This window comes from Pseudomonas fluorescens group sp. PF-1 (assembly GCF_054481335.1).
Map to the genome: position 1 here is coordinate 1,262,801 of NZ_JBTMNG010000001.1, position 19,414 is coordinate 1,282,214.

The 19,414-nt window shown below is 56.4% G+C and carries 13 protein-coding genes, 6 tRNA genes and 1 rRNA gene; 12 read left to right on the forward strand and 8 right to left on the reverse strand.

Features of this window, described 5'->3' with window-relative positions:
- Positions 1–46 precede the first annotated feature (46 nt).
- The 5 genes from ACX3YD_RS06025 to ACX3YD_RS06045 all read left to right on the forward strand — a co-directional run bounded on the left by ACX3YD_RS06025 (position 47) and on the right by ACX3YD_RS06045 (position 2,148).
- A complete protein-coding gene (locus ACX3YD_RS06025; protein WP_007934911.1) occupies positions 47–1,288 on the forward strand; it encodes an aspartate kinase in 1,242 nt (413 codons plus the stop codon).
- Positions 1,289–1,473: 185 nt separating this feature from the next.
- Positions 1,474–1,662, forward strand: a complete 189-nt coding sequence (gene csrA, locus ACX3YD_RS06030; protein WP_002554426.1) for a carbon storage regulator CsrA — start codon at positions 1,474–1,476, stop codon at positions 1,660–1,662.
- A gap of 61 nt (positions 1,663–1,723) precedes the next feature.
- Positions 1,724–1,814: transfer RNA gene (locus tag ACX3YD_RS06035), tRNA-Ser, on the forward strand.
- 108 nt (positions 1,815–1,922) lie between these two features.
- Positions 1,923–1,999: transfer RNA gene (locus ACX3YD_RS06040), tRNA-Arg, on the forward strand.
- 72 nt (positions 2,000–2,071) lie between these two features.
- Positions 2,072–2,148: transfer RNA gene (locus ACX3YD_RS06045), tRNA-Arg, on the forward strand.
- A 19-nt stretch (positions 2,149–2,167) separates the two neighbouring features.
- Here the strand turns inward: ACX3YD_RS06045 and ACX3YD_RS06050 are convergent.
- Positions 2,168–2,686, reverse strand: a complete 519-nt coding sequence (locus ACX3YD_RS06050; protein WP_458959473.1) for a cell envelope protein SmpA — start codon at positions 2,684–2,686, stop codon at positions 2,168–2,170.
- Between the two features lie 322 nt (positions 2,687–3,008).
- Here ACX3YD_RS06050 and mgtE point away from each other — a divergent pair, with 322 nt between their 5' ends.
- Entirely contained in the window at positions 3,009–4,451 is a 1,443-nt protein-coding gene (mgtE, locus tag ACX3YD_RS06055) for a magnesium transporter (RefSeq protein ID WP_047532344.1), read from the forward strand.
- 40 nt (positions 4,452–4,491) lie between these two features.
- Here the strand turns inward: mgtE and ACX3YD_RS06060 are convergent, their stop codons facing one another.
- Positions 4,492–5,823, reverse strand: coding sequence for an IS4 family transposase (locus tag ACX3YD_RS06060; protein WP_458959474.1), 1,332 nt, complete (start codon positions 5,821–5,823; stop codon positions 4,492–4,494).
- A gap of 445 nt (positions 5,824–6,268) precedes the next feature.
- Positions 6,269–6,595, reverse strand: coding sequence for an Arc family DNA-binding protein (locus ACX3YD_RS06065; RefSeq protein WP_003178899.1), 327 nt, complete (start codon positions 6,593–6,595; stop codon positions 6,269–6,271).
- A 592-nt stretch (positions 6,596–7,187) separates the two neighbouring features.
- Between ACX3YD_RS06065 and ACX3YD_RS06070 the strand changes: the two genes are divergently transcribed.
- Positions 7,188–7,264: transfer RNA gene (locus tag ACX3YD_RS06070), tRNA-Arg, on the forward strand.
- 260 nt (positions 7,265–7,524) lie between these two features.
- Here ACX3YD_RS06070 and ACX3YD_RS06075 read toward each other — a convergent pair.
- From ACX3YD_RS06075 to ACX3YD_RS06095, 5 genes are all read right to left on the reverse strand, one after another.
- Positions 7,525–8,790 carry an aminotransferase class III-fold pyridoxal phosphate-dependent enzyme gene (locus ACX3YD_RS06075; protein WP_458959475.1) on the reverse strand — a complete coding sequence of 422 codons (1,266 nt, stop codon included), beginning with the start codon at positions 8,788–8,790 and terminating at the stop codon, positions 7,525–7,527.
- Positions 8,787–9,851 (reverse strand): phosphotransferase, encoded by a 1,065-nt coding sequence (locus ACX3YD_RS06080; protein ID WP_458959476.1) that lies wholly within the window; start codon positions 9,849–9,851, stop codon positions 8,787–8,789. The genes ACX3YD_RS06075 and ACX3YD_RS06080 overlap by 4 nt, the downstream gene beginning before the upstream one ends.
- On the reverse strand, positions 9,844–10,578 hold the full coding sequence (locus ACX3YD_RS06085) for an SDR family NAD(P)-dependent oxidoreductase (RefSeq protein WP_047532313.1): 735 nt from the start codon (positions 10,576–10,578) through the stop codon (positions 9,844–9,846). The genes ACX3YD_RS06080 and ACX3YD_RS06085 overlap by 8 nt, the downstream gene beginning before the upstream one ends.
- A gap of 84 nt (positions 10,579–10,662) precedes the next feature.
- Positions 10,663–11,340 carry a GntR family transcriptional regulator gene (locus tag ACX3YD_RS06090; protein WP_103405954.1) on the reverse strand — a complete coding sequence of 226 codons (678 nt, stop codon included), beginning with the start codon at positions 11,338–11,340 and terminating at the stop codon, positions 10,663–10,665.
- 188 nt (positions 11,341–11,528) lie between these two features.
- The gene (locus ACX3YD_RS06095) at positions 11,529–12,548 is read right to left on the reverse strand and encodes an AraC family transcriptional regulator (protein WP_103405955.1); all 1,020 of its coding nucleotides are present in this window, start codon (positions 12,546–12,548) and stop codon (positions 11,529–11,531) included.
- A gap of 613 nt (positions 12,549–13,161) precedes the next feature.
- Here ACX3YD_RS06095 and ACX3YD_RS06100 point away from each other — a divergent pair.
- From ACX3YD_RS06100 to ACX3YD_RS06120, 5 genes are all read left to right on the forward strand, one after another.
- Positions 13,162–14,940, forward strand: coding sequence for an acyl-CoA dehydrogenase (locus ACX3YD_RS06100; RefSeq protein WP_458959477.1), 1,779 nt, complete (start codon positions 13,162–13,164; stop codon positions 14,938–14,940).
- A gap of 214 nt (positions 14,941–15,154) precedes the next feature.
- The gene (locus ACX3YD_RS06105; protein WP_458959478.1) at positions 15,155–16,651 is read left to right on the forward strand and encodes a succinate CoA transferase; all 1,497 of its coding nucleotides are present in this window, start codon (positions 15,155–15,157) and stop codon (positions 16,649–16,651) included.
- An 802-nt stretch (positions 16,652–17,453) separates the two neighbouring features.
- Positions 17,454–18,990: ribosomal RNA gene (locus tag ACX3YD_RS06110) — 16S ribosomal RNA — on the forward strand.
- 80 nt (positions 18,991–19,070) lie between these two features.
- Positions 19,071–19,147 (forward strand) — tRNA-Ile (locus ACX3YD_RS06115).
- A gap of 28 nt (positions 19,148–19,175) precedes the next feature.
- Positions 19,176–19,251: transfer RNA gene (locus ACX3YD_RS06120), tRNA-Ala, on the forward strand.
- Positions 19,252–19,414: the final 163 nt, after the last annotated feature.

The window sequence follows — 19,414 nt, forward strand, 5'->3', positions numbered from 1 at the left end:
TTGAGTGATTATTTGGGCGCCCTTCATGGGCAGAGGCGGCTTTGAAATGGCTTTGATCGTACAGAAATTTGGAGGCACCTCGGTCGGCACTGTCGAGAGAATCGAGCAAGTCGCCGACAAGGTTAAGAAATTCCGCGATGCCGGCGATGACCTGGTGGTTGTGCTGTCTGCAATGAGCGGCGAAACCAACCGTCTGATCGATCTGGCCAAGCAAATCAGTGGCGACGGGCAACCGGTTCCGCGTGAACTGGACGTGATCGTTTCCACCGGCGAGCAGGTGACGATTGCCCTGTTGGCCATGGCGCTGATCAAGCGCGGTGTGCCGGCGGTTTCGTATACCGGTAATCAGGTCCGGATTCTGACGGATAGCGCGCACAATAAAGCGCGTATCTTGCAGATTGATGACCAGAAGATTCGCGGCGACCTGAAGGCTGGTCGTGTGGTCGTTGTCGCTGGTTTCCAGGGTGTCGACGAGCACGGCAATATCACGACCCTCGGTCGTGGCGGTTCTGACACCACGGGTGTGGCCCTGGCAGCAGCCTTGAAGGCTGATGAATGCCAGATCTACACCGATGTCGATGGCGTCTACACCACGGACCCGCGCGTCGTGTCCGTGGCCCAGCGCCTGGACAAGATCACCTTCGAAGAGATGCTGGAAATGGCCAGCCTCGGTTCCAAGGTGTTGCAGATCCGTGCGGTCGAGTTCGCCGGCAAGTACAACGTTCCGCTGCGCGTACTGCACAGCTTCAAGGAGGGTCCGGGCACCCTCATTACTATTGATGAAGAGGAAACCATGGAACAGCCGATCATTTCCGGCATCGCTTTCAACCGCGATGAAGCCAAGCTGACCATCCGTGGCGTGCCAGACACCCCGGGCGTGGCGTTCAAGATTCTCGGTCCTATCAGTGCCGCGAACATCGAAGTCGACATGATCGTGCAGAACGTTGCGCACGATAACACCACCGACTTCACCTTTACCGTGCACCGCAACGACTATCAGGCGGCACAATCTGTGCTGGAAAACACCGCTCGCGAGATCGGTGCCCGTGAAGTCGTGGGTGACACCAAGATCGCCAAGGTTTCGATCGTCGGCGTTGGCATGCGCTCCCACGCAGGCGTAGCCAGCCGCATGTTCGAATCCCTGGCCAAGGAAAGCATCAACATCCAGATGATCTCGACATCGGAAATCAAAGTCTCCGTAGTGATCGAAGAGAAGTACCTGGAACTGGCTGTGCGCGCCCTGCACACGGCTTTCGAACTGGACGCACCGGCCCGCCAGGGCGAGTGATGCGTTTGCCAAGGAGCGCGGTCTGACCGCGCTCTTTGTTTTTCGAACGGCGCGACCCGAAGCTGTTCTTTTGCTCGTGCTGGTCAATACTCAGGCATGCAGGCCGCGACCGTTTTGGTTGTAGGTCGAGTGCCTCTTTTTTTGCAGACTGTTGTCCCTGAAATGTAATGCGTGAGGAGAAAGGTATGCTGATTCTGACTCGTCGGTGCGCAGAAAGCCTGATTATTGGTGATGGCGAAATCACCGTGACCGTGCTCGGCGTCAAAGGAAATCAAGTGCGTATTGGTGTGAACGCCCCTAAAGAGGTGGCTGTCCATCGTGAGGAAATCTACCTGCGTATCAAGAAAGAGAAGGACGAAGAACCAAGCCATTAATTTTTATCGTTTTTATGTTTGCAAACGGGGAAGAAGCTGGTTAATATACGCCCCGTGTTGCGGAGAGCTGGCCGAGTGGCCGAAGGCGCTCCCCTGCTAAGGGAGTACACCTCAAAAGGGTGTCGGGGGTTCGAATCCCCCGTTCTCCGCCATTATTTTCGTAGTTCGTTGTAATCTGGCTTATTCGGTAAGTTGTTGAAATTACTAGAAAAAAGCGCTTTACAAACAGATTGAACGGCCTATAATGCGCGGCAACAAATGCACTCGTAGCTCAGCTGGATAGAGTACTCGGCTACGAACCGAGCGGTCACAGGTTCGAATCCTGTCGAGTGCACCATTTAAGAGTTGTTTGCAGTGATGTGGATGACTCGGCTTCAACCAGTTGTGATCTGGTATAAAAACACAAAATGCACTCGTAGCTCAGCTGGATAGAGTACTCGGCTACGAACCGAGCGGTCACAGGTTCGAATCCTGTCGAGTGCACCATACAACAGAAAGCCCGCATTTAATGCGGGCTTTTTGCCGTCTGGGATTTGGCTTTTCCTTTCGTACAGCCTCTCGCATCGAACTCTACGTTTGCGCTTCGACCTCGCTTGGTGTCGTAGCGATAACTCGTGGTCGAATTCCGAATGTTGATCTTGTCTGGTTTACCCAAGGCGCTTTCGACGTCTTGTTGGCTCATGCCGGCAACAATTCGCTGATTGATGATTGCTTCTCGGCGCTCCCTGGCGCTGATCAGGTTTCCACATTTGTCCTCTGGCTGGCCGACGACAGTCATATCGCGGTTTGTGAATGTCCTTCCCGGTGTTGCTCGAGGGTTGGCGTCCGGCATGAGCGCGACAGCCGTGCCGGGCGAGTCGGCTTGTACTTCGTGGGCCGAAAGGTGCTCGCCGGCTGCGCAGCCCATTGTCGTGAAGGTGATGCGTCCGTCAGGCGCTTCGCAGCGATGGACGGTTGTGGCGCGTACGATGAGTGGCAGGCAAAGAAGGGGGATCAGTAGAAGGCAGGATGATTTTGGTGGCATTCGACGTCCTCCGTGACGGTGCTTGTTCAAAGGTAGCTGCTACATTTTCATTTGTTGGTGTGTTTTCTTTTCGGGATGAGTCGTCGCAGTTTGAGGGATCAGGATGGCGCTCAAGATTGTTTCGCAAGCGCTTGTTTCAGCCACGATTTTTTAACGTTTAAAACCGTCGGGCGGTGTTATCATTGCGCCCGTCAGCCCCGCCGGGGCTTGTGGAATACCTCCATGGACTTACCCAGTAGTTACTTAATTTCCCGTTTTTCCAATCATGAATTGACTGATTGATACTTCCGGCGTGCCCCGCTGCTGGGAGTGGAGTTCGCCTATGTCTGAAGTTGAAGTAAAGAAAACGCAAGAAAGCTTGCAGGACCGCCTCGCTCAAGTTGTTGAGCTGTTGCAGCGCCAGCGAGTAGTTGAAGACCTGACTCATCGCCAGGAAGGCCCGCATCACGATCGGGTTGAGAACCTGGTCCACCGGCAGAATCTCGTCGAGTTGCAGCGCAAGCTCGATGATCTGCACTCCGCCGACGTCGCCTATATCCTTGAAGCCTTGCCACTGGACGATCGTCTAGCGCTTTGGCAATTGGTCAAGGCTGATCGCGACGGCGACATCCTTCTCGAAGTATCCGACTCGGTTCGTGAAACCCTGATCGCCGACATGGACGATCATGAGCTCCTGGCTGCAGCCAAGGACATGGATGCCGACGAACTTGCTGACCTGGCCTCAGAGCTGCCGCGAGATGTCGTCCATGAGCTGATGGAGACTCTCGATGGTCAGCAGCGTGAGCGTGTTCGCTCCGCATTGTCCTATGACGAGGATCAGGTCGGTGCATTGATGGACTTCGAGATGGTGACCATCCGTGAGGATGTCAGTCTCGAAGTGGTTTTGCGCTACCTGCGGCGCCTCAAGGAGCTGCCCGGCCATACCGACAAATTGTTTGTGGTTGATTACGACGGCGTCCTCAAGGGGGTGTTGCCGATCAAGCGTTTGCTGGTTAACGATCCGGACAAGCAGGTTTCTGAAGTGATGGCCAGCGATCCGGTGAGCTTTCATCCGGATGAAGAGGCCTACGACGCAGCTCAGGCGTTTGAGCGATACGATCTTATTTCGGCACCTGTCGTAGACAAAAACGGCAAGTTGATCGGTCGACTGACCATTGATGAAATGGTCGACCTGATTCGTGAAGAGAGCGAGAACGAAGTTCTCAATATGGCGGGTCTGCGCGAAGAAGAAGATATTTTCGCGTCCGTCTGGAAGTCCCTGCGTAACCGTTGGGCCTGGCTGGCGGTGAATCTGATCACTGCATTCGTTGCATCGCGGGTGATTGGTCTTTTCGAGGGCTCAATCGAGAAGCTGGTAGCGCTTGCGGCGCTTATGCCGATCGTGGCGGGTATCGGGGGCAACTCCGGTAATCAGACCATCACTATGATTGTTCGGGCGATGGCGTTGGATCAAGTGAGCACTGGCAATACTTCGCGACTGATGCGCAAAGAGTTGGCAGTTGCACTGATCAATGGCGTGATCTGGGGTGGTGTGATCGGCGTTGTTGCCTATCTTCTATACGGCAGTTGGTCGTTGGGTGTGGTGATGACCGCTGCCATGACACTCAATTTGTTGCTTGCAGCACTGATGGGAGTGCTGATTCCGATGACGCTGGCTCGGCTTGGGCGCGATCCTGCCATGGGGGCCAGTGTCATGATTACGGCCATGACTGATAGCGGAGGGTTCTTTATCTTCCTTGGTCTGGCAACGATCTTCCTGCTCTGAGATGTTTGTCCTAAAGCCCCGCCTTCCGGCGTAATGCTGTTCACTTAAGTGGAGCAGCCTTACGGTCTACTGGAAATCGGGTTTTTGAGATCTTCACCGTCCTTGGCCTCGAAGGCCTTGGACGGTGATCCAGAAACAATCCTCCAATACCTGCCCTTAACTCTGCCAAGCGTCTCCCTGTGGCTGAAATCGGGTTGGCCGCTGCCATCACAATCAATTGCACCGCGATGTACTGACAAGCCGGTTTGAAACGGATGTCCGAGGGCGCTCGGCCAAACGCCACCGCTGCCTGACTGGCTTCCCGACGAATTACGTTGTAAGCCAGCAAAAGTCCCCACACCTCCTGATAAATCAGCTCGACTTTTTTGCTGCGCAAGGTCATGGCGTTCTGTTGCATCGAACTCTTGATGTCTCTGAAGCCCAGCTCGATCTCCCAGCGTTCCTGATAAAGCTTGGCCACGGCTTTGGCGTTGTAGGTGTCAACCGGCAAGGACGTCATGACGGTCTTCACCTTGCCTTGAATTTCATAGCTGACTTCACGTACCTCCCAGTGCGATGGAAGGGCCGGATTTCGCTTTCTGGCCTGCGGCGAGACTTTCATGCGCACCAAACGATCATGCTGGCTGTAGCGGGTCACTTCTTCGCAGACCAGTCCTTTTTTTGCCGGGATCAACCAGTGACGGTTGCTACCCGCGCTGCTCAGACTCGACAGCAGCTCGGCGCCCCAGAACCCTTTGTCGAACAGCGTCACCGAGTGGTCGGGAATCTGCTGCAAAAACTCGTCGGCCAAGCGCATTTCACTGCGTCGGTAAGGGCTCAATTGCGCATCCAGGATCACATGCGAACGCACATTCATCAGCGCCACCAGACGCAGCATGGGAAACGGTGTCTGGCGCTCACTCGGAGTATTTCCCGACCCGAAGTGGTCCCGAAGCTCGGGCGTATCCGGGGTGCGTAAAAGTGCACCGTCCACCGCGAATACCTGCAGGTCGTGCCAGGCATCATCGTCGTAGCGCTCTGCCCCCCATTGAGTACCGGTCTTGCGAAACAGCCACTCAACAGGATCGGCACCGAGCCGCTTTCGCGCCTCGGTCACACCGCTGCGGGCCAACAAGTGGTCAGAAGCCAGACCTTGGGCGCAGATATTCAGGCGTCTGGCCACTTCGTGAACGGGCTCATCTCGAAATAGCGCCATCCCCAAGACCAACCAAAGCACTTGATCAGCGGGCAGACGACGCCGGCGAATGGTCGCCTGACTCGACAAATCCAGTGCAGACGCTACCCATTCAAGGGGAATGTTTTGAGTAAAAGTGCTCAGGTCGCAGAAGTTGAAAAGGTCGCCGAGGTCGAGCAGGTCCTGTTGAACAGACATAAAAAATCCGATGCCAGAGGTCTGGCATCGGATTTTCGATGAAGCCCGGTTTGGACTCAAATGCTTAAGTGAACAGCATTACGCCTTCCGGCGGGCTTTTTTATGCGTAGCATCAGTCATGATGTGTTACGCGCTGGTGTAACCAGCTCGGGGCGGCTTGGCGGGTGTCTGGGAGGCGCTGACCGGTCCTCAAGGCTCGTTTGCTGGCCAGTGAGTAACGTCCGCAAGGTGTGCGCGCCAAAAAGAACCAAAGGCGGAGCGTAGCGACTGGACATACCTAGTGGTCAGCAGTCGAGGCTGAGAGTGGCAACGATGAATGGGGCGCTTGCGCGGGGTCACAAAGGCCCATGGTCGAGCTCTCGAGCGCCAGTTTTGAATCAGGCGTTGCCGAAAAACAGGCGAAAAAAAGCCAGCGATTAGGCTGGCTTGAGATTTTCTGTGTGAATCAGGAGGCGTCCGCAGCCATTTCCGCATCATGGGCAATCAACGAAACGAGAGCGTTTTGCTGGCGGTGGGATAGCTGTCGGAAGCGCTGCAGCAATTCACGTTCGTGCAATGAGAGCTCTGGACTGTCCAGGCGCATGCTTAGTTCTTCGCCCAGTGCGCCTTCCTGAATAAGGCTCTGTTCAAGGCGCGCGATGATTTCGGAGTTCATGCTGCGATGATGATTGCGAGCCACTTCGGCAATGCGTTCACGCATTCCGTCTGGCAGACGTACGACGAACTTGTCAGCCGTACGGCTGGAATAAATTGCCTGTTTCAATGGGCGCATATATTTAACCGGTTAGTTCAGGGGAGCGGTTTTCGGGATTGACCGCAGGATGTCTGATAGGACAAGCGCTCTGGTCAAATGTTCAACCTGAATTGATAGAGGCTCGCATCATGCCTCACTGAGCCAGATCATTGGCGTCAATTCTGTGACAAATATTGAACTGGATAAAGGCATTATGCCAGCACCAATTATCAGAAATACGGACTGGTCTGGAAAGTGGTCTGGTTCCGTATTGCTGGCCGCGTCCTTTGCCCGACTGAGAGTGTCGATAATATCTGAAGGGCCTTTCGTGCGAATTCAATCGCTGTTCCTTGCTCCTACAGGATAGTGGCAAATGGCCGATTTACTAGGGCCAAGTGCATACTCAGAGCGATTTAGGATGGATGGCGACCAGATTTGTCTGATGTAGCATCCTGGAGCTGTCTGGGTGAAAGGAGCGTCAAGGGATCTTTTTTGGCTTCCTCAGCAAATTTCGCGATCCTGCGTGGCGTATGCCTACACTTAAAATGCCTAAGGACGACATGACAAAGCCATGCTTGCCCGTTAACATGCACGCCGTCCATTGCTCCGCAAATTCTTGCGGGCAGTTTGTGTCTCAGTAGCTCAATTGGATAGAGCATCCCCCTCCTAAGGGGAAGGTTGGCAGTTCGAACCTGCCCTGGGACACCATATATCCAGCCACCCTCTCATTTTTCAGCTATTGCAGTTGACCGCTCTCGGTGTCTGCTTCGGTCACTACGCCCATCGCAATGCTTATCCCTCCTTATAGCTACCAGTCCTGGATTGACGGGTATTTGCATTAATGCGCGTCGACCAGCGCCCCGGTGGTGTGCCTGGACGCCTGAATCGATGCCGGATTACCCCATATCAGGACCTGTTGCGGGCGCCGAGGCTGGTTCCGCCAAATCGGCGCCGGTAAAGCGTGACGTTCAGCGCAGGTCGTTCAACGTTGCATCCAGTCGTTCGAGCAGCAGGTCCGCATGCTCGCGGGCAAATACCAACGGTGGGCGAATCTTGAGGATGTTGGCCATGGGGCCGGTCGAGCTGATCAGCACCTGACGGCGGCGCATGCCGTTGACGACCGTCGCCGCGGCAACTGTTGCCGGGGCTTGCGTCTCGCGGTCTGCAACCAGTTCGACACCAATGAACAGCCCCTCGCCGCGTACATCGCCAATGACTTCATGGCGCTCGGCCAATTTGCGCAACCCCTCCTTGAGATAGCTGCCGACATTGCGGGCATTGGCTTGCAGGTTTTCTTCGCGCAGTACCCGCAGTACCGCGTGCGCAGCCTTGCAGGACACCGGGTTACCCCCGTACGTATTGAAATAACGTTGTTGGTGACCAAATTGGTCGAACAGCGCCGAGCGCCCGACCACCGCGGCAACTGGATGGCCGTTACCCATGGGTTTGCCCAGCGTAACCAGATCCGGAACCACTGATTCACGGGCAAACCCCCAGCGCTGCCCACCGGTGCGGCCGAACCCTGGCTGCACCTCATCGGCGATATACAGTCCGCCGGCGTCTCGCATGCATTGCGCGGCAGCGGCCAGTTCGCCGTTCGCGGGGCTGAACACACCATCGCTGGAGAAAATGCTGTCGACCAGCAGCGCCGCGGGTTTGATGCCTTGCGCCTGCATGTCTTGCACGGCCGCTTTGACGTTGGCGACGAAATCGGCGGTTCGGCGGTAGGAATCCGGGGCCTCCACCAGGCGCACATGGCTGGCGGTGGGGAGGCCCGTGGCCAGCGATGGCGATACCTCGGCCAATGCGCTGGTCACGCCGTGGTAGGCCCAGCGGGTGACAATGATGCCCGTTCCGCCGCTGTGGCATCGTGCGATGCGCAACGCCAGATCGTTGGCCTCGCTGCCGGTGCAGGTCATGGTCATGTTATCGAGCTGCGGGGGAAACTCGCTGAGCAGGTCTTCTGCGTATTCCACGATCGATGGGTGTAGATAGCGCGTGTGGGTATTGAGCAGGGCGCTTTGCTCGGCAATGGCTGCGACCACGGCGGGGTGGCAATGACCGATGGACGCTACGTTGTTATAGGCATCCAGGTAGGCGGCATTGTGTTTGTCGTACAGCCACACGCCTTCACCCCGCACCGGCGCGAAGGGTTCCTCGTAAAACAATCGATAGCTGGCGCCCAGTGCGCGTTGGCGACGGGCGAGCAATTCAGCGGCGGTGGATGAACTCATGAAGCCTCCGGTGTGCAGGCGTTGATCAGGCTTTGGGTCAGCAACCCCTCGGGCAAGGCGGTGAGGCATTGCAGATTGCGCCAGGTGGTGCGCAGGTTACGCAGGACGTAGGTGCGGTTTTCCGGATACAGGCTGGCGCGCCACTGGGCGATGGTGATGGCCATGGCCATGCGCATGGCGATCAGGTCGCCGAGTACAGCCAGCTCCTCGCGCTGCAACGGGATCTTTGCGTGGTAGGCGGCGACAAAGGCCTTGATCTGCCAGAGTGGGTCGGTGGCGTCGGCGTCGAACTGATATGAGAGAGCCGTTCCCAATTCGTTGATTAGCGGGGCGTGGAGGGCATCGCCGAAGTCGATGATGGCCGCAACGCGGCTGGCGGTTTCGCAGTCGAGCATGACGTTGTGCGGGTTTAGATCGTTATGAATCACCTGCGCACGCAGTTTGGCCAGGCGCGGTTTTACCGACGTTTCGTAGCTGTCCAGCAGGGCGCAAACCAATGGCAGTTGATCGACGTCCAGGTTATCCAGATACGGCCTGATTCGTTCCGCGTGGCCGACATCCCAGAGCAGATCGCGATGAGCGGCAGGGTGCTGGAAGTCATTGAGGGCCAGGTTGATTTCGGCCAGGGAGGTACCGAGTTCGCGCATCAGCGCAACGCTGGGCTTGCCCAGATTCTGCGAAATACCGTCCAGGTAGCTGACGGTGCGCAGTGTCAGTGTTTGCTCGCTCACCAGCACTTTCGGTTCAACCTCCCCACTGAGCGCAGGCAGCACACGCGGAACCGGCAGGTGCGCACCGTGCCGCCCGATGTGCAGCAACGCCTGGGTCTGGAAGCTGATGACGCCGGGATCTTCGGCTGGGTTGATGAATTTCAGGACGAAGGCGCCGCAGCTGGACCGGATGAGAAAGTTGGCATCGCGTTCGCCATTGAGCAGCTTCAACGTGCCTTTGAGGCCGTATACCCGATCAGCGAGTTCCAGTGCTTCGGCAGGTGACACGATTGGCGCCTGGGTGGTCATCAATTCGGTGTAGCACCCCTTGACCATGATGGCATCAGACATGCTGTCCACCATTAACGTGAATTTCCGCTCCGTTCACGTAAGAAGCGCCGCTGGTGCAGAGGAAGTAAATCAGCGAGGCGACTTCCTCCGGTTTGCCCAAGCGATTCATGGGTACCAGTCGTTCGACGATGTCGGTGGTGCCCGGAGACAGGATGGCGGTGTCGATTTCGCCGGGGGCAATGGCGTTGACCCGCACCCCGTGCGGGCCGAAATCATAGGCCATTTCCCGAGTCAGAGCCGAGAGCGCCGCCTTGGAAGTGGCGTAGGCAACGCCAGCAAAAGGGTGCACCTTGGAACCCGCAATGGACGTGACATTGATGATGCTGCCCTGGGCGGCTTTCAGTTCATCGAACAGGCCGCGAGCGAGGAGGGCGGTAGAGAACAGGTTGACGTTGAACACCTTCAACCACGTGGCGTAATCGGTTTCCAGCACGCCAAGTCGACCACCTTCCGGACTTTTTGGTGACACGCCAGCGTTGTCTACCAGCGCATCAAGCCGTCCCCCGAGTTTTTCCTTAATGGTCGCGAGGCTGGCGCTGACACTGTCGATGTCCTCAAGATCCAGATGGATATGGTTGAGCAAGCCTTCCGCCCAAGGGCATTCAGCGACCCAGCTTTGCCGGGAGGCGGTGAATACTTCCCAGCCAGCCGCATTGAAATGCTTGACCGTCGCATGGCCAATGCCGCGGCTGGCGCCGGTTAACAGTAGCTTTTTTTTCTCGCTCATGAGCACGGCTCTTCGTAATTGAAGTTTGATGCATCATGTTTTTAGGCGTGCAAGTAGTCAATAGGGGCATCAGGGATCGTTTCGTCAGCAAGCCGCTTCCTGACTGACGGCTATGAACTCCAGCATTTTTTGATTGCCGTCGAGAATGTCCGCCTGGATTGCGTGTTTGGCGGCTGCCGCATCCTGCTGACGCAGGGCATTGAGTACTTCGATATGGTGTTCAATGGCCATGGTCAGGGAGAAATGCGCATACGCCTGTGCGATCAGCGGTCCTGCGCGCATCCACAGACTGTCCAGATAGCTGCGCAGCAAAGGCATGCGTGCAGCTTCCGCGATCAAAAAGTGAAACTCGCTATTCAGGCGTAACGCTTCAGGAAGGTCGCTATTGTTGATGGCTTCGAGGTTGAGCTGAATGTTGGCGTCGATGCGTTTAAGGTCGTTTGAGGTTGCAAGCCGCGCGGCGGTTTCGGCACCAAGGCCTTCAAGATTCAACCTTAGCGTGCGGATTTCCAGATAGGCCGCACTGTCGAGCACTGGTACTCGAATGTCCTTGGGGGTCTTGAGCACCAGCGCTTTCTCTTTCGCCAGTTGCAAAATGGCGTCTCGCACGGGGGTGACGCTTGTTCCCAGCTGGCTGGCCAGCTCCCGGATGCGCAGTCGATCATCAGGCTTGAGGCTGCCCGTGATCAAGGCGTTGCGCAGTTGGGAGTAAACGTTGCTGCCCAGATAGGTGTGAGTGATCGCGTCGAAGGGGTAAGGCATGAATCACCGGATGCATGGGGCTGTTTGGCCAAAGACTATACAACATGATGCATTAAGTCTTTTGCGGAAACCGGCGTAGCAATATGGATAAAAGGCTGGGCCGGGGGGGAGGGCGGTGCTTGGTGGCGGGGACAGCGATTGATTCAGGCCAGCAGAGCTCACTGAACCGTCCGAAAAGAGACTGAGGGCTATTTCTTTTGGCGCGCCACGTCTCGGTAGTTCTTGGGTAGCTCGCCGGTCCATTGCCGAAACGCTCGGGTGAACGCGGACGGCTCGGAAAAACCCAGCATTTGGGAAATGAGGCTGATCGACATCGACGTCTGGCTCAGGTAGTGGATCGCCATGTCGCGACGCACTCCGTCCTTGAGGCGTTGAAATTGGCTGCCTTCGGCCGCGAGTTTTCGCCTGAGCGTTCTCTCGGTGAGGTGCAATTCAAGGGCGGCACTTTGAATGGTTGTTTCAGCCAGGTCCTCGGAACGCTCCAGATGATCCAGTACCCGCCGTGTATAAACCGGGTAATAGGCAGGGCGAGTGAACCAGTCGAATGGTGCCCGCTTCAAGTGATGGCCGAGGGTCTCGGGCGTTTGCACCAACGGTGCCGTGAGTATCGCGGCATCGAACACCAGGCAGGTCACGGCCTGGTCGAACTTCGCCGGGCAAGGAAACATCAAGCGGTATTCGGTCAGGTGTTTGGGTGCAGGATGGTCAAACGCGACATGTTTCAGGGAGATCCGCTGGCCAATCAACCAGCTGGGAAATCGATGCCACAGCAGCAACAGGAAACCTCTCAACAAGTAATCCTGGTCTTTGGCCGGGTCCTTGAGCGCCATCGAAAAAAACGCCTCATCGCCAACGATGTCGAGTGACAGATGCAGGGAGTCATTGATCACGTTGTAGAAGTGGCTGAGCTTGTAATACACCGAATGCAGGTTGTGCGAATGAATGACCTGCTTGGCCATGATGGCAAAGACACCCTGTGGACAGCGTTGCGAGCCCATGCCAAGAAACTCGTCGTCAGCCAGGCGCCAGACGGCCCGCATCAGGCGGCTGAATTGGTCAGGCGTGATCCGCAGATGGGCATTATCCAGCATGCGCTGGTTAAGGCCTGCTTCCTTGAGCAGCTCCGCTTCGTCGAGCTGAAGACGGTGGCCGGCATTCATCAGCATTCGGGCGAAATGGATAGAGATTGAATAGCGTTCGATGCCCATCGGAGGCAGTCCTGCAGTGTGTACGTTCAGTTTATCGCCTAAGCGCTGTCCGATTATGTCTATTTTTAGACTGGTTTCGTTATTGTCGCCGAGGGGCCTCCCGATAGAAGCTAGCCGCCACCTGTAGACGCCTGTCTGACCCGGTCAGAGCGCTGTTATTGCCTCCAAGGAAGCCCGTCCGTGCACGTGCAAGTAGTCGATGCGGTTACCGTCCGCCAGAACGTGACGGCATCCGAAACAGAGGCATCCCGCCTGAAAAACCGCACGCTAGACAAGTCGGTGCGCCACCGTTGCAGTGTGTACGTACGCCGCTGCGACGCACAGCCTTCCCGATACGCGCCAATTGCCGCGCCGGTTCCCGGGGCGGGCACGGCACCAATGAACGCCTTTGCATCTGCGACGCCGTGGTCATTACCGGCGCCACCTGGTGCGTAACGTTTGAAGCAAGAGTTCCGTGAACATGGCCAATTTAGTCGATTACCGAGTGCTATCAGCCAAGGCCTGATGTGACTCAGGTCGACACTGAAGCACGCCCGTTATTACCCAGTCGTTTGCCCCGCTGTGGCTGACACAGGCGGTCTGCCTAACGCATCGTTTTAGTGAGGAAACAAAAATGAGTGATTACACCCACCCCTACCGCGACACCACGTTCGTGCTCAAAGAACTGGTCGAGTTTGAAGCCTTGTGCGCGTCGGCCCATCTGGACGACGTCAACGATGAGCTGGTTTCCGCGATTCTGGCCGAAGCCGGTCGACTGGGCTCCGGGGTATTGGCACCACTCAATCGGATTGGCGACACCCAAGGCTCGCGCCTGAATGAGCAAGGCGTGCAGGAAGCTCCCGGGTTCGCCGACGCCTACCACCAATTCCAGGCTGGCGGCTGGCCTTCATTGACCGCCGCTGAAGCCTGGGGCGGCCAAAACCTCCCCAACGTGATTGGCACCGCTGTCAGTGAGATCTGGCACTCGGCAAATATGGCCTTCGCCCTCTGTCCGATGCTGACCCAAGGCTCGATTGAAGCGATCGCGCACCATGGCTCGCCCGCCCTGCGCGAGGCTTACCTGTCCAAATTGGTCAGCGGCGAATGGACTGGCACCATGAACCTCACCGAACCCGATGCCGGTTCGGATTTGGCCGCCATCAAGAGCCGAGCCATTCCTCAGGGTGACCACTACCTCATCAGCGGGCAAAAAATCTTTATCACCTGGGGCGACCACCAGATGACGGACAACGTTGTCCATCTGGTACTGGCCCGGCTGCCGGATGCACCGGCCGGCGTCAAAGGGATTTCCCTGTTCCTGGTGCCTAAATTCTTGCTGGATGCCAAAGGCGAGCCTGGCGCACGTAACGATGCCTGCTGCATCTCCCTGGAACATAAACTGGGCATCCACGGCAGCCCGACCTGCGTCATGAGCTTTGGCGACAACGGCGGAGCCATCGGTTATCTGGTGGGCGAACCGCACCAAGGGTTGGCTTGCATGTTCACCATGATGAACCACGCCCGGCAAAGCGTAGGCCTGCAAGGGCTGGCCATCTCGGAGCGGGCTTATCAGCAGGCGCGTCAGTACGCAAAAGATCGTCTGCAAGGCACTCGCAAGGATGGCAGCCGTTTCTCTATCATCCATTTCCCCGATGTCCGTCGCATGCTGCTTCAGATGAAGTCGTCCATCGAAGCGATGCGGGCCCTGGCGTTGGTGGCCGCTGCCGAAGTGGACCGCACTGCTCACGCGCCTGACGCCGACACGGCGAAGGTCCATCAAGGTCGCGTCGACCTGCTCACACCAATCGTTAAAGGGTGGCTGACAGAAATGGCGCAAGAGGTGACCTCGCTCGGTGTGCAGATTCACGGCGGCATGGGGTTTATCGAAGAAACCGGCGCAGCCCAGCACTACCGTGATGCCCGTATCCTGACCATTTATGAAGGCACCACCGGCATCCAGGCACTGGACTTGGTCGGGCGCAAGACCCTGCTCAACCAAGGCGAACTGCTCACCCGTTTGCTGGACGAAATCGGTGAAACCGTCGCCCTGCTACAAGGTTCGGCCACACTGGCCCATCAGGCCAAGGCACTGGACGATGCCTTGTGCGCAGGTCGCGCCGCTCTGCGCGTGCTCCTCGACAATGCCCAAAACGATGCCCACCTGGCGGGCAGCATCAGCGTCAATTTCATGATGCTGTTCGGCTACCTGAGTGGCGGCTGGTTGATGGCCCGCTCGGCACTCAGTGCTCAAGCCCTGCTGGACTCGGGCAATGGTGATCCGCAATTCCTGGGTGCCAAGCTGATTACTGCCAATTTCTATGCCGAGCAACTGCTGCCTCGCGTACACGCGCTGCTGGCGGCGATTGGCGGTGGCAGTAAAAGCATCATGGCGCTGGACGATGAGCAGTTCTGACCCTGCGCGGACCTGAGCGATCCAGGTGATGGCCCTCGCCACACGCCTTGGCGACGCCTGCCTTAATCGTCTCGGCCTTCGCTTGTGCCCAGACTAACGAACAATCCGACGAGCAGTGCCTTTCAGAGGCACTGCCCGGAATGGGCGTGATTACCGGTCGAGTGGCAGATGTCCGGTGACCCGCCTGCTATTCCCTACCTTCGAGGTTTTTTCCATGCACGCTGCGCGTATCCGGCTGGCTTCCCTGCACGACAAAATCATGAGTGCACCACAGGCCGCCCTGCTCATTAAAGACGGCATGACCATCGGCATCAGTGGTTTTGGCGGTGCCGGAGACGCCACGGCAGTCTCCCTGGCCTTGATCGAACAGGCCAAGCGCGACCCGCTGAAAATCAACCTGATCACCGGCGCCAGCCTTGGCCATGGTCTGGACGGGATGATGGCCGAAGCGGGACTGTTGGCCCGGCGCATGCCTTTTCAGGGCGACCCTGTGTTGCGCAAGGCAATCAACGAAGGGAAGGTGATGTTTATCGACCAGCACCTCTCGGAAGTGGTCGAGCAGTTGCGCGGTGGCTACCTGCCGACTCCGGATATCGCGGTTATCGAGGCAGTGTGCATCACTGAGTTGGGGCATATCGTGCCCACCTCGTCGGTGGGCAACTCGGCCAGCCTGGCACTGGCCGCCAAGCAGGTCATCGTTGAACTCAACCTGGCGAGCAGCCCTCATTTTGAAGGGCTGCATGACATCTACCAACCCCAGAACCGTCCACACCGTGGCGCGATTCCTGTTCTCCAGTCAAACAGCCGCATTGGCAGCCATGCCATCGAGATCGACCCGTCACGCATCGCCGCCATCGTTATCAGCAACACAGCTGAGGCGGCCGTTCCCATGTTGCCGCCTGACAACGACACTCAGGCCATTGCCAATCATTTGGTTCGTTTTTTCGAGAATGAGGTGGAAATGGGGCGCCTGCCGAGAAACCTGGCGCCGCTGCAAGTGGGGGTGGGCTCCATCGCCAACGCAGTGATGTGCGGCTTGATCGACGCCCCGTTTAACGACCTGGTTCAGTATTCCGAGGTATTGCAGGATTCCACCTTTGACCTGCTGGATGCCGGCAAGCTGAAATTTGCCTCGGGCTGCTCCATTACCCTTTCCAGTGCCTGTGGCGAGCGGGTCTTCAAGAACCTGGGGCAATACGCCGAGCGCCTGGTCTTGCGCCCACAGGAAATCTCCAACCACCCGGAGGTCATCCGGCGTCTAGGGATTATTGCCATCAACACCGCGCTGGAGTTTGACCTGTACGGCAACGTCAACTCCACCCATGTCGGCGGTACACACATGATGAACGGCATTGGCGGCTCGGGGGATTTTGCCCGCAACGCCCACTTGTCGATATTCGTGACTAAATCAATTGCCAAGGACGGGAAAATCTCTCGCGTAGTGCCTATGGTCAGCCACGTCGACCACACAGAGCATGACATCGATATTCTGGTAACCGAACAAGGACTGGCTGACTTGCGGGGGCTTGCGCCTCGGGAGCGAGCCCGAATCATCATTGATCACTGTGTGCACCCGGACTACCAGGAGGCACTCAACGATTACTTCACCGCCGCTTGCCGCTTGGGCGGGCATACTCCTCACGATCTCAACCAGGCGTTGAGCTGGCATATCCGCTTGAACGAAACCGGCAGCATGCAAGCGGTCCGATAGTGAGCCCGAGCCTGCGCCTCGAACCACCACCTGCTCTAGGTTCTCGTGGGCCCTGAGCGAGTGGTTTTCGAGCGTGGTCTGAATCATTTGGCCGGCTCCCAAGTGCGCATCGCCAGGGTGCGCACTTCGTCGGTCGCTACGGAAAATCCATGCCGCTGCTCGCCGCGGGTGTCATCGGGTGGACAGGCACTGGCGCCTTCCACGCAACACGAACCTACCGTGGCCACAGACTTCTTCAGGCACTGGTGATCTCTTCTATATAGAAGAGAAGGTGATCTTGCCCTGTCTTTTGCAAGTAATTGATAGAAAACCCAAATCAGTGGTTGACGGCAGATTCTGGAAGCCTATAATTCGCCCCACTTCCGGCGCAGTCGAAACGGAAAACTCCTTGGTAAACAATGAGTTATGCAGTTTTCGACAGCAGGTTGCTTCAGGTCATCGAAGTCGAAAGGAAGTTGAAAAAGAGGTGTTGACAGCAGCGAGTAACGCTGTAGAATTCGCCTCCCGCTGACGAGAGATCGAAAGCGCAAGTGGTTGAAGTTGTTAAGGAATCCTTGAAAACTTCTAAAAATAATCACTTGACAGCAAATGAGGCTGCTGTAGAATGCGCGCCTCGGTTGAGACGAAAGATCTTAACCAACCGCTCTTTAACAACTGAATCAAGCAATTCGTGTGGGTGCTTGTGGAGTCAGACTGCTAGTCAACAGATTATCAGCATCACAAGTTACTCCGCGAGAAATCAAAGATGTAACCAACGATTGCTGAGCCAAGTTTAGGGTTTTCTCAAAACCCAAAGATGTTTGAACTGAAGAGTTTGATCATGGCTCAGATTGAACGCTGGCGGCAGGCCTAACACATGCAAGTCGAGCGGATGAAGAGAGCTTGCTCTCTGATTCAGCGGCGGACGGGTGAGTAATGCCTAGGAATCTGCCTGGTAGTGGGGGACAACGTCTCGAAAGGGACGCTAATACCGCATACGTCCTACGGGAGAAAGCAGGGGACCTTCGGGCCTTGCGCTATCAGATGAGCCTAGGTCGGATTAGCTAGTTGGTGAGGTAATGGCTCACCAAGGCGACGATCCGTAACTGGTCTGAGAGGATGATCAGTCACACTGGAACTGAGACACGGTCCAGACTCCTACGGGAGGCAGCAGTGGGGAATATTGGACAATGGGCGAAAGCCTGATCCAGCCATGCCGCGTGTGTGAAGAAGGTCTTCGGATTGTAAAGCACTTTAAGTTGGGAGGAAGGGTTGTAGATTAATACTCTGCAATTTTGACGTTACCGACAGAATAAGCACCGGCTAACTCTGTGCCAGCAGCCGCGGTAATACAGAGGGTGCAAGCGTTAATCGGAATTACTGGGCGTAAAGCGCGCGTAGGTGGTTTGTTAAGTTGGATGTGAAAGCCCCGGGCTCAACCTGGGAACTGCATTCAAAACTGACAAGCTAGAGTATGGTAGAGGGTGGTGGAATTTCCTGTGTAGCGGTGAAATGCGTAGATATAGGAAGGAACACCAGTGGCGAAGGCGACCACCTGGACTGATACTGACACTGAGGTGCGAAAGCGTGGGGAGCAAACAGGATTAGATACCCTGGTAGTCCACGCCGTAAACGATGTCAACTAGCCGTTGGGAGCCTTGAGCTCTTAGTGGCGCAGCTAACGCATTAAGTTGACCGCCTGGGGAGTACGGCCGCAAGGTTAAAACTCAAATGAATTGACGGGGGCCCGCACAAGCGGTGGAGCATGTGGTTTAATTCGAAGCAACGCGAAGAACCTTACCAGGCCTTGACATCCAATGAACTTTCCAGAGATGGATTGGTGCCTTCGGGAACATTGAGACAGGTGCTGCATGGCTGTCGTCAGCTCGTGTCGTGAGATGTTGGGTTAAGTCCCGTAACGAGCGCAACCCTTGTCCTTAGTTACCAGCACGTAATGGTGGGCACTCTAAGGAGACTGCCGGTGACAAACCGGAGGAAGGTGGGGATGACGTCAAGTCATCATGGCCCTTACGGCCTGGGCTACACACGTGCTACAATGGTCGGTACAGAGGGTTGCCAAGCCGCGAGGTGGAGCTAATCCCACAAAACCGATCGTAGTCCGGATCGCAGTCTGCAACTCGACTGCGTGAAGTCGGAATCGCTAGTAATCGCGAATCAGAATGTCGCGGTGAATACGTTCCCGGGCCTTGTACACACCGCCCGTCACACCATGGGAGTGGGTTGCACCAGAAGTAGCTAGTCTAACCTTCGGGAGGACGGTTACCACGGTGTGATTCATGACTGGGGTGAAGTCGTAACAAGGTAGCCGTAGGGGAACCTGCGGCTGGATCACCTCCTTAATCGACGACTCAGCTACTCCATAAGTTCCCACACGAATTGCTTGATTCATTGAAGAAGACGATAGAAGCAGCCCGAAATTGGGTCTGTAGCTCAGTTGGTTAGAGCGCACCCCTGATAAGGGTGAGGTCGGCAGTTCGAATCTGCCCAGACCCACCAATTTTGTGTGGGAAACCTGTAGAGATACGGGGCCATAGCTCAGCTGGGAGAGCGCCTGCCTTGCACGCAGGAGGTCAACGGTTCGATCCCGTTTGGCTCCACCACTACTGCTTCTGAAGTTTGAAAGCTTAGAAATGAGCATTCCATCGAAGGATGGTGAATGTTGATTTCTAGTCTTTGGCTAGATCGTTCTTTAAAAATTTGGGTATGTGATAGAAAGATAGACTGAACGTTACTTTCACTGGTAACGGATCAGGCTAAGGTAAA

What these genes read in the sequence shown, in the direction of transcription:
- ACX3YD_RS06025 (WP_007934911.1), top strand. Translation starts at nt 47, where the DNA reads ATGGCTTTGATCGTACAGAAATTTGGAGGCACCTCGGTCGGCACTGTC.
- csrA (WP_002554426.1), top strand. Translation starts at nt 1,474, where the DNA reads ATGCTGATTCTGACTCGTCGGTGCGCAGAAAGCCTGATTATTGGTGAT.
- ACX3YD_RS06050 (WP_458959473.1), bottom strand. Translation starts at nt 2,686, where the DNA reads ATGCCACCAAAATCATCCTGCCTTCTACTGATCCCCCTTCTTTGCCTG.
- mgtE (WP_047532344.1), top strand. Translation starts at nt 3,009, where the DNA reads ATGTCTGAAGTTGAAGTAAAGAAAACGCAAGAAAGCTTGCAGGACCGC.
- ACX3YD_RS06060 (WP_458959474.1), bottom strand. Translation starts at nt 5,823, where the DNA reads ATGTCTGTTCAACAGGACCTGCTCGACCTCGGCGACCTTTTCAACTTC.
- ACX3YD_RS06065 (WP_003178899.1), bottom strand. Translation starts at nt 6,595, where the DNA reads ATGCGCCCATTGAAACAGGCAATTTATTCCAGCCGTACGGCTGACAAG.
- ACX3YD_RS06075 (WP_458959475.1), bottom strand. Translation starts at nt 8,790, where the DNA reads ATGAGTTCATCCACCGCCGCTGAATTGCTCGCCCGTCGCCAACGCGCA.
- ACX3YD_RS06080 (WP_458959476.1), bottom strand. Translation starts at nt 9,851, where the DNA reads ATGTCTGATGCCATCATGGTCAAGGGGTGCTACACCGAATTGATGACC.
- ACX3YD_RS06085 (WP_047532313.1), bottom strand. Translation starts at nt 10,578, where the DNA reads ATGAGCGAGAAAAAAAAGCTACTGTTAACCGGCGCCAGCCGCGGCATT.
- ACX3YD_RS06090 (WP_103405954.1), bottom strand. Translation starts at nt 11,340, where the DNA reads ATGCCTTACCCCTTCGACGCGATCACTCACACCTATCTGGGCAGCAAC.
- ACX3YD_RS06095 (WP_103405955.1), bottom strand. Translation starts at nt 12,548, where the DNA reads ATGGGCATCGAACGCTATTCAATCTCTATCCATTTCGCCCGAATGCTG.
- ACX3YD_RS06100 (WP_458959477.1), top strand. Translation starts at nt 13,162, where the DNA reads ATGAGTGATTACACCCACCCCTACCGCGACACCACGTTCGTGCTCAAA.
- ACX3YD_RS06105 (WP_458959478.1), top strand. Translation starts at nt 15,155, where the DNA reads ATGCACGCTGCGCGTATCCGGCTGGCTTCCCTGCACGACAAAATCATG.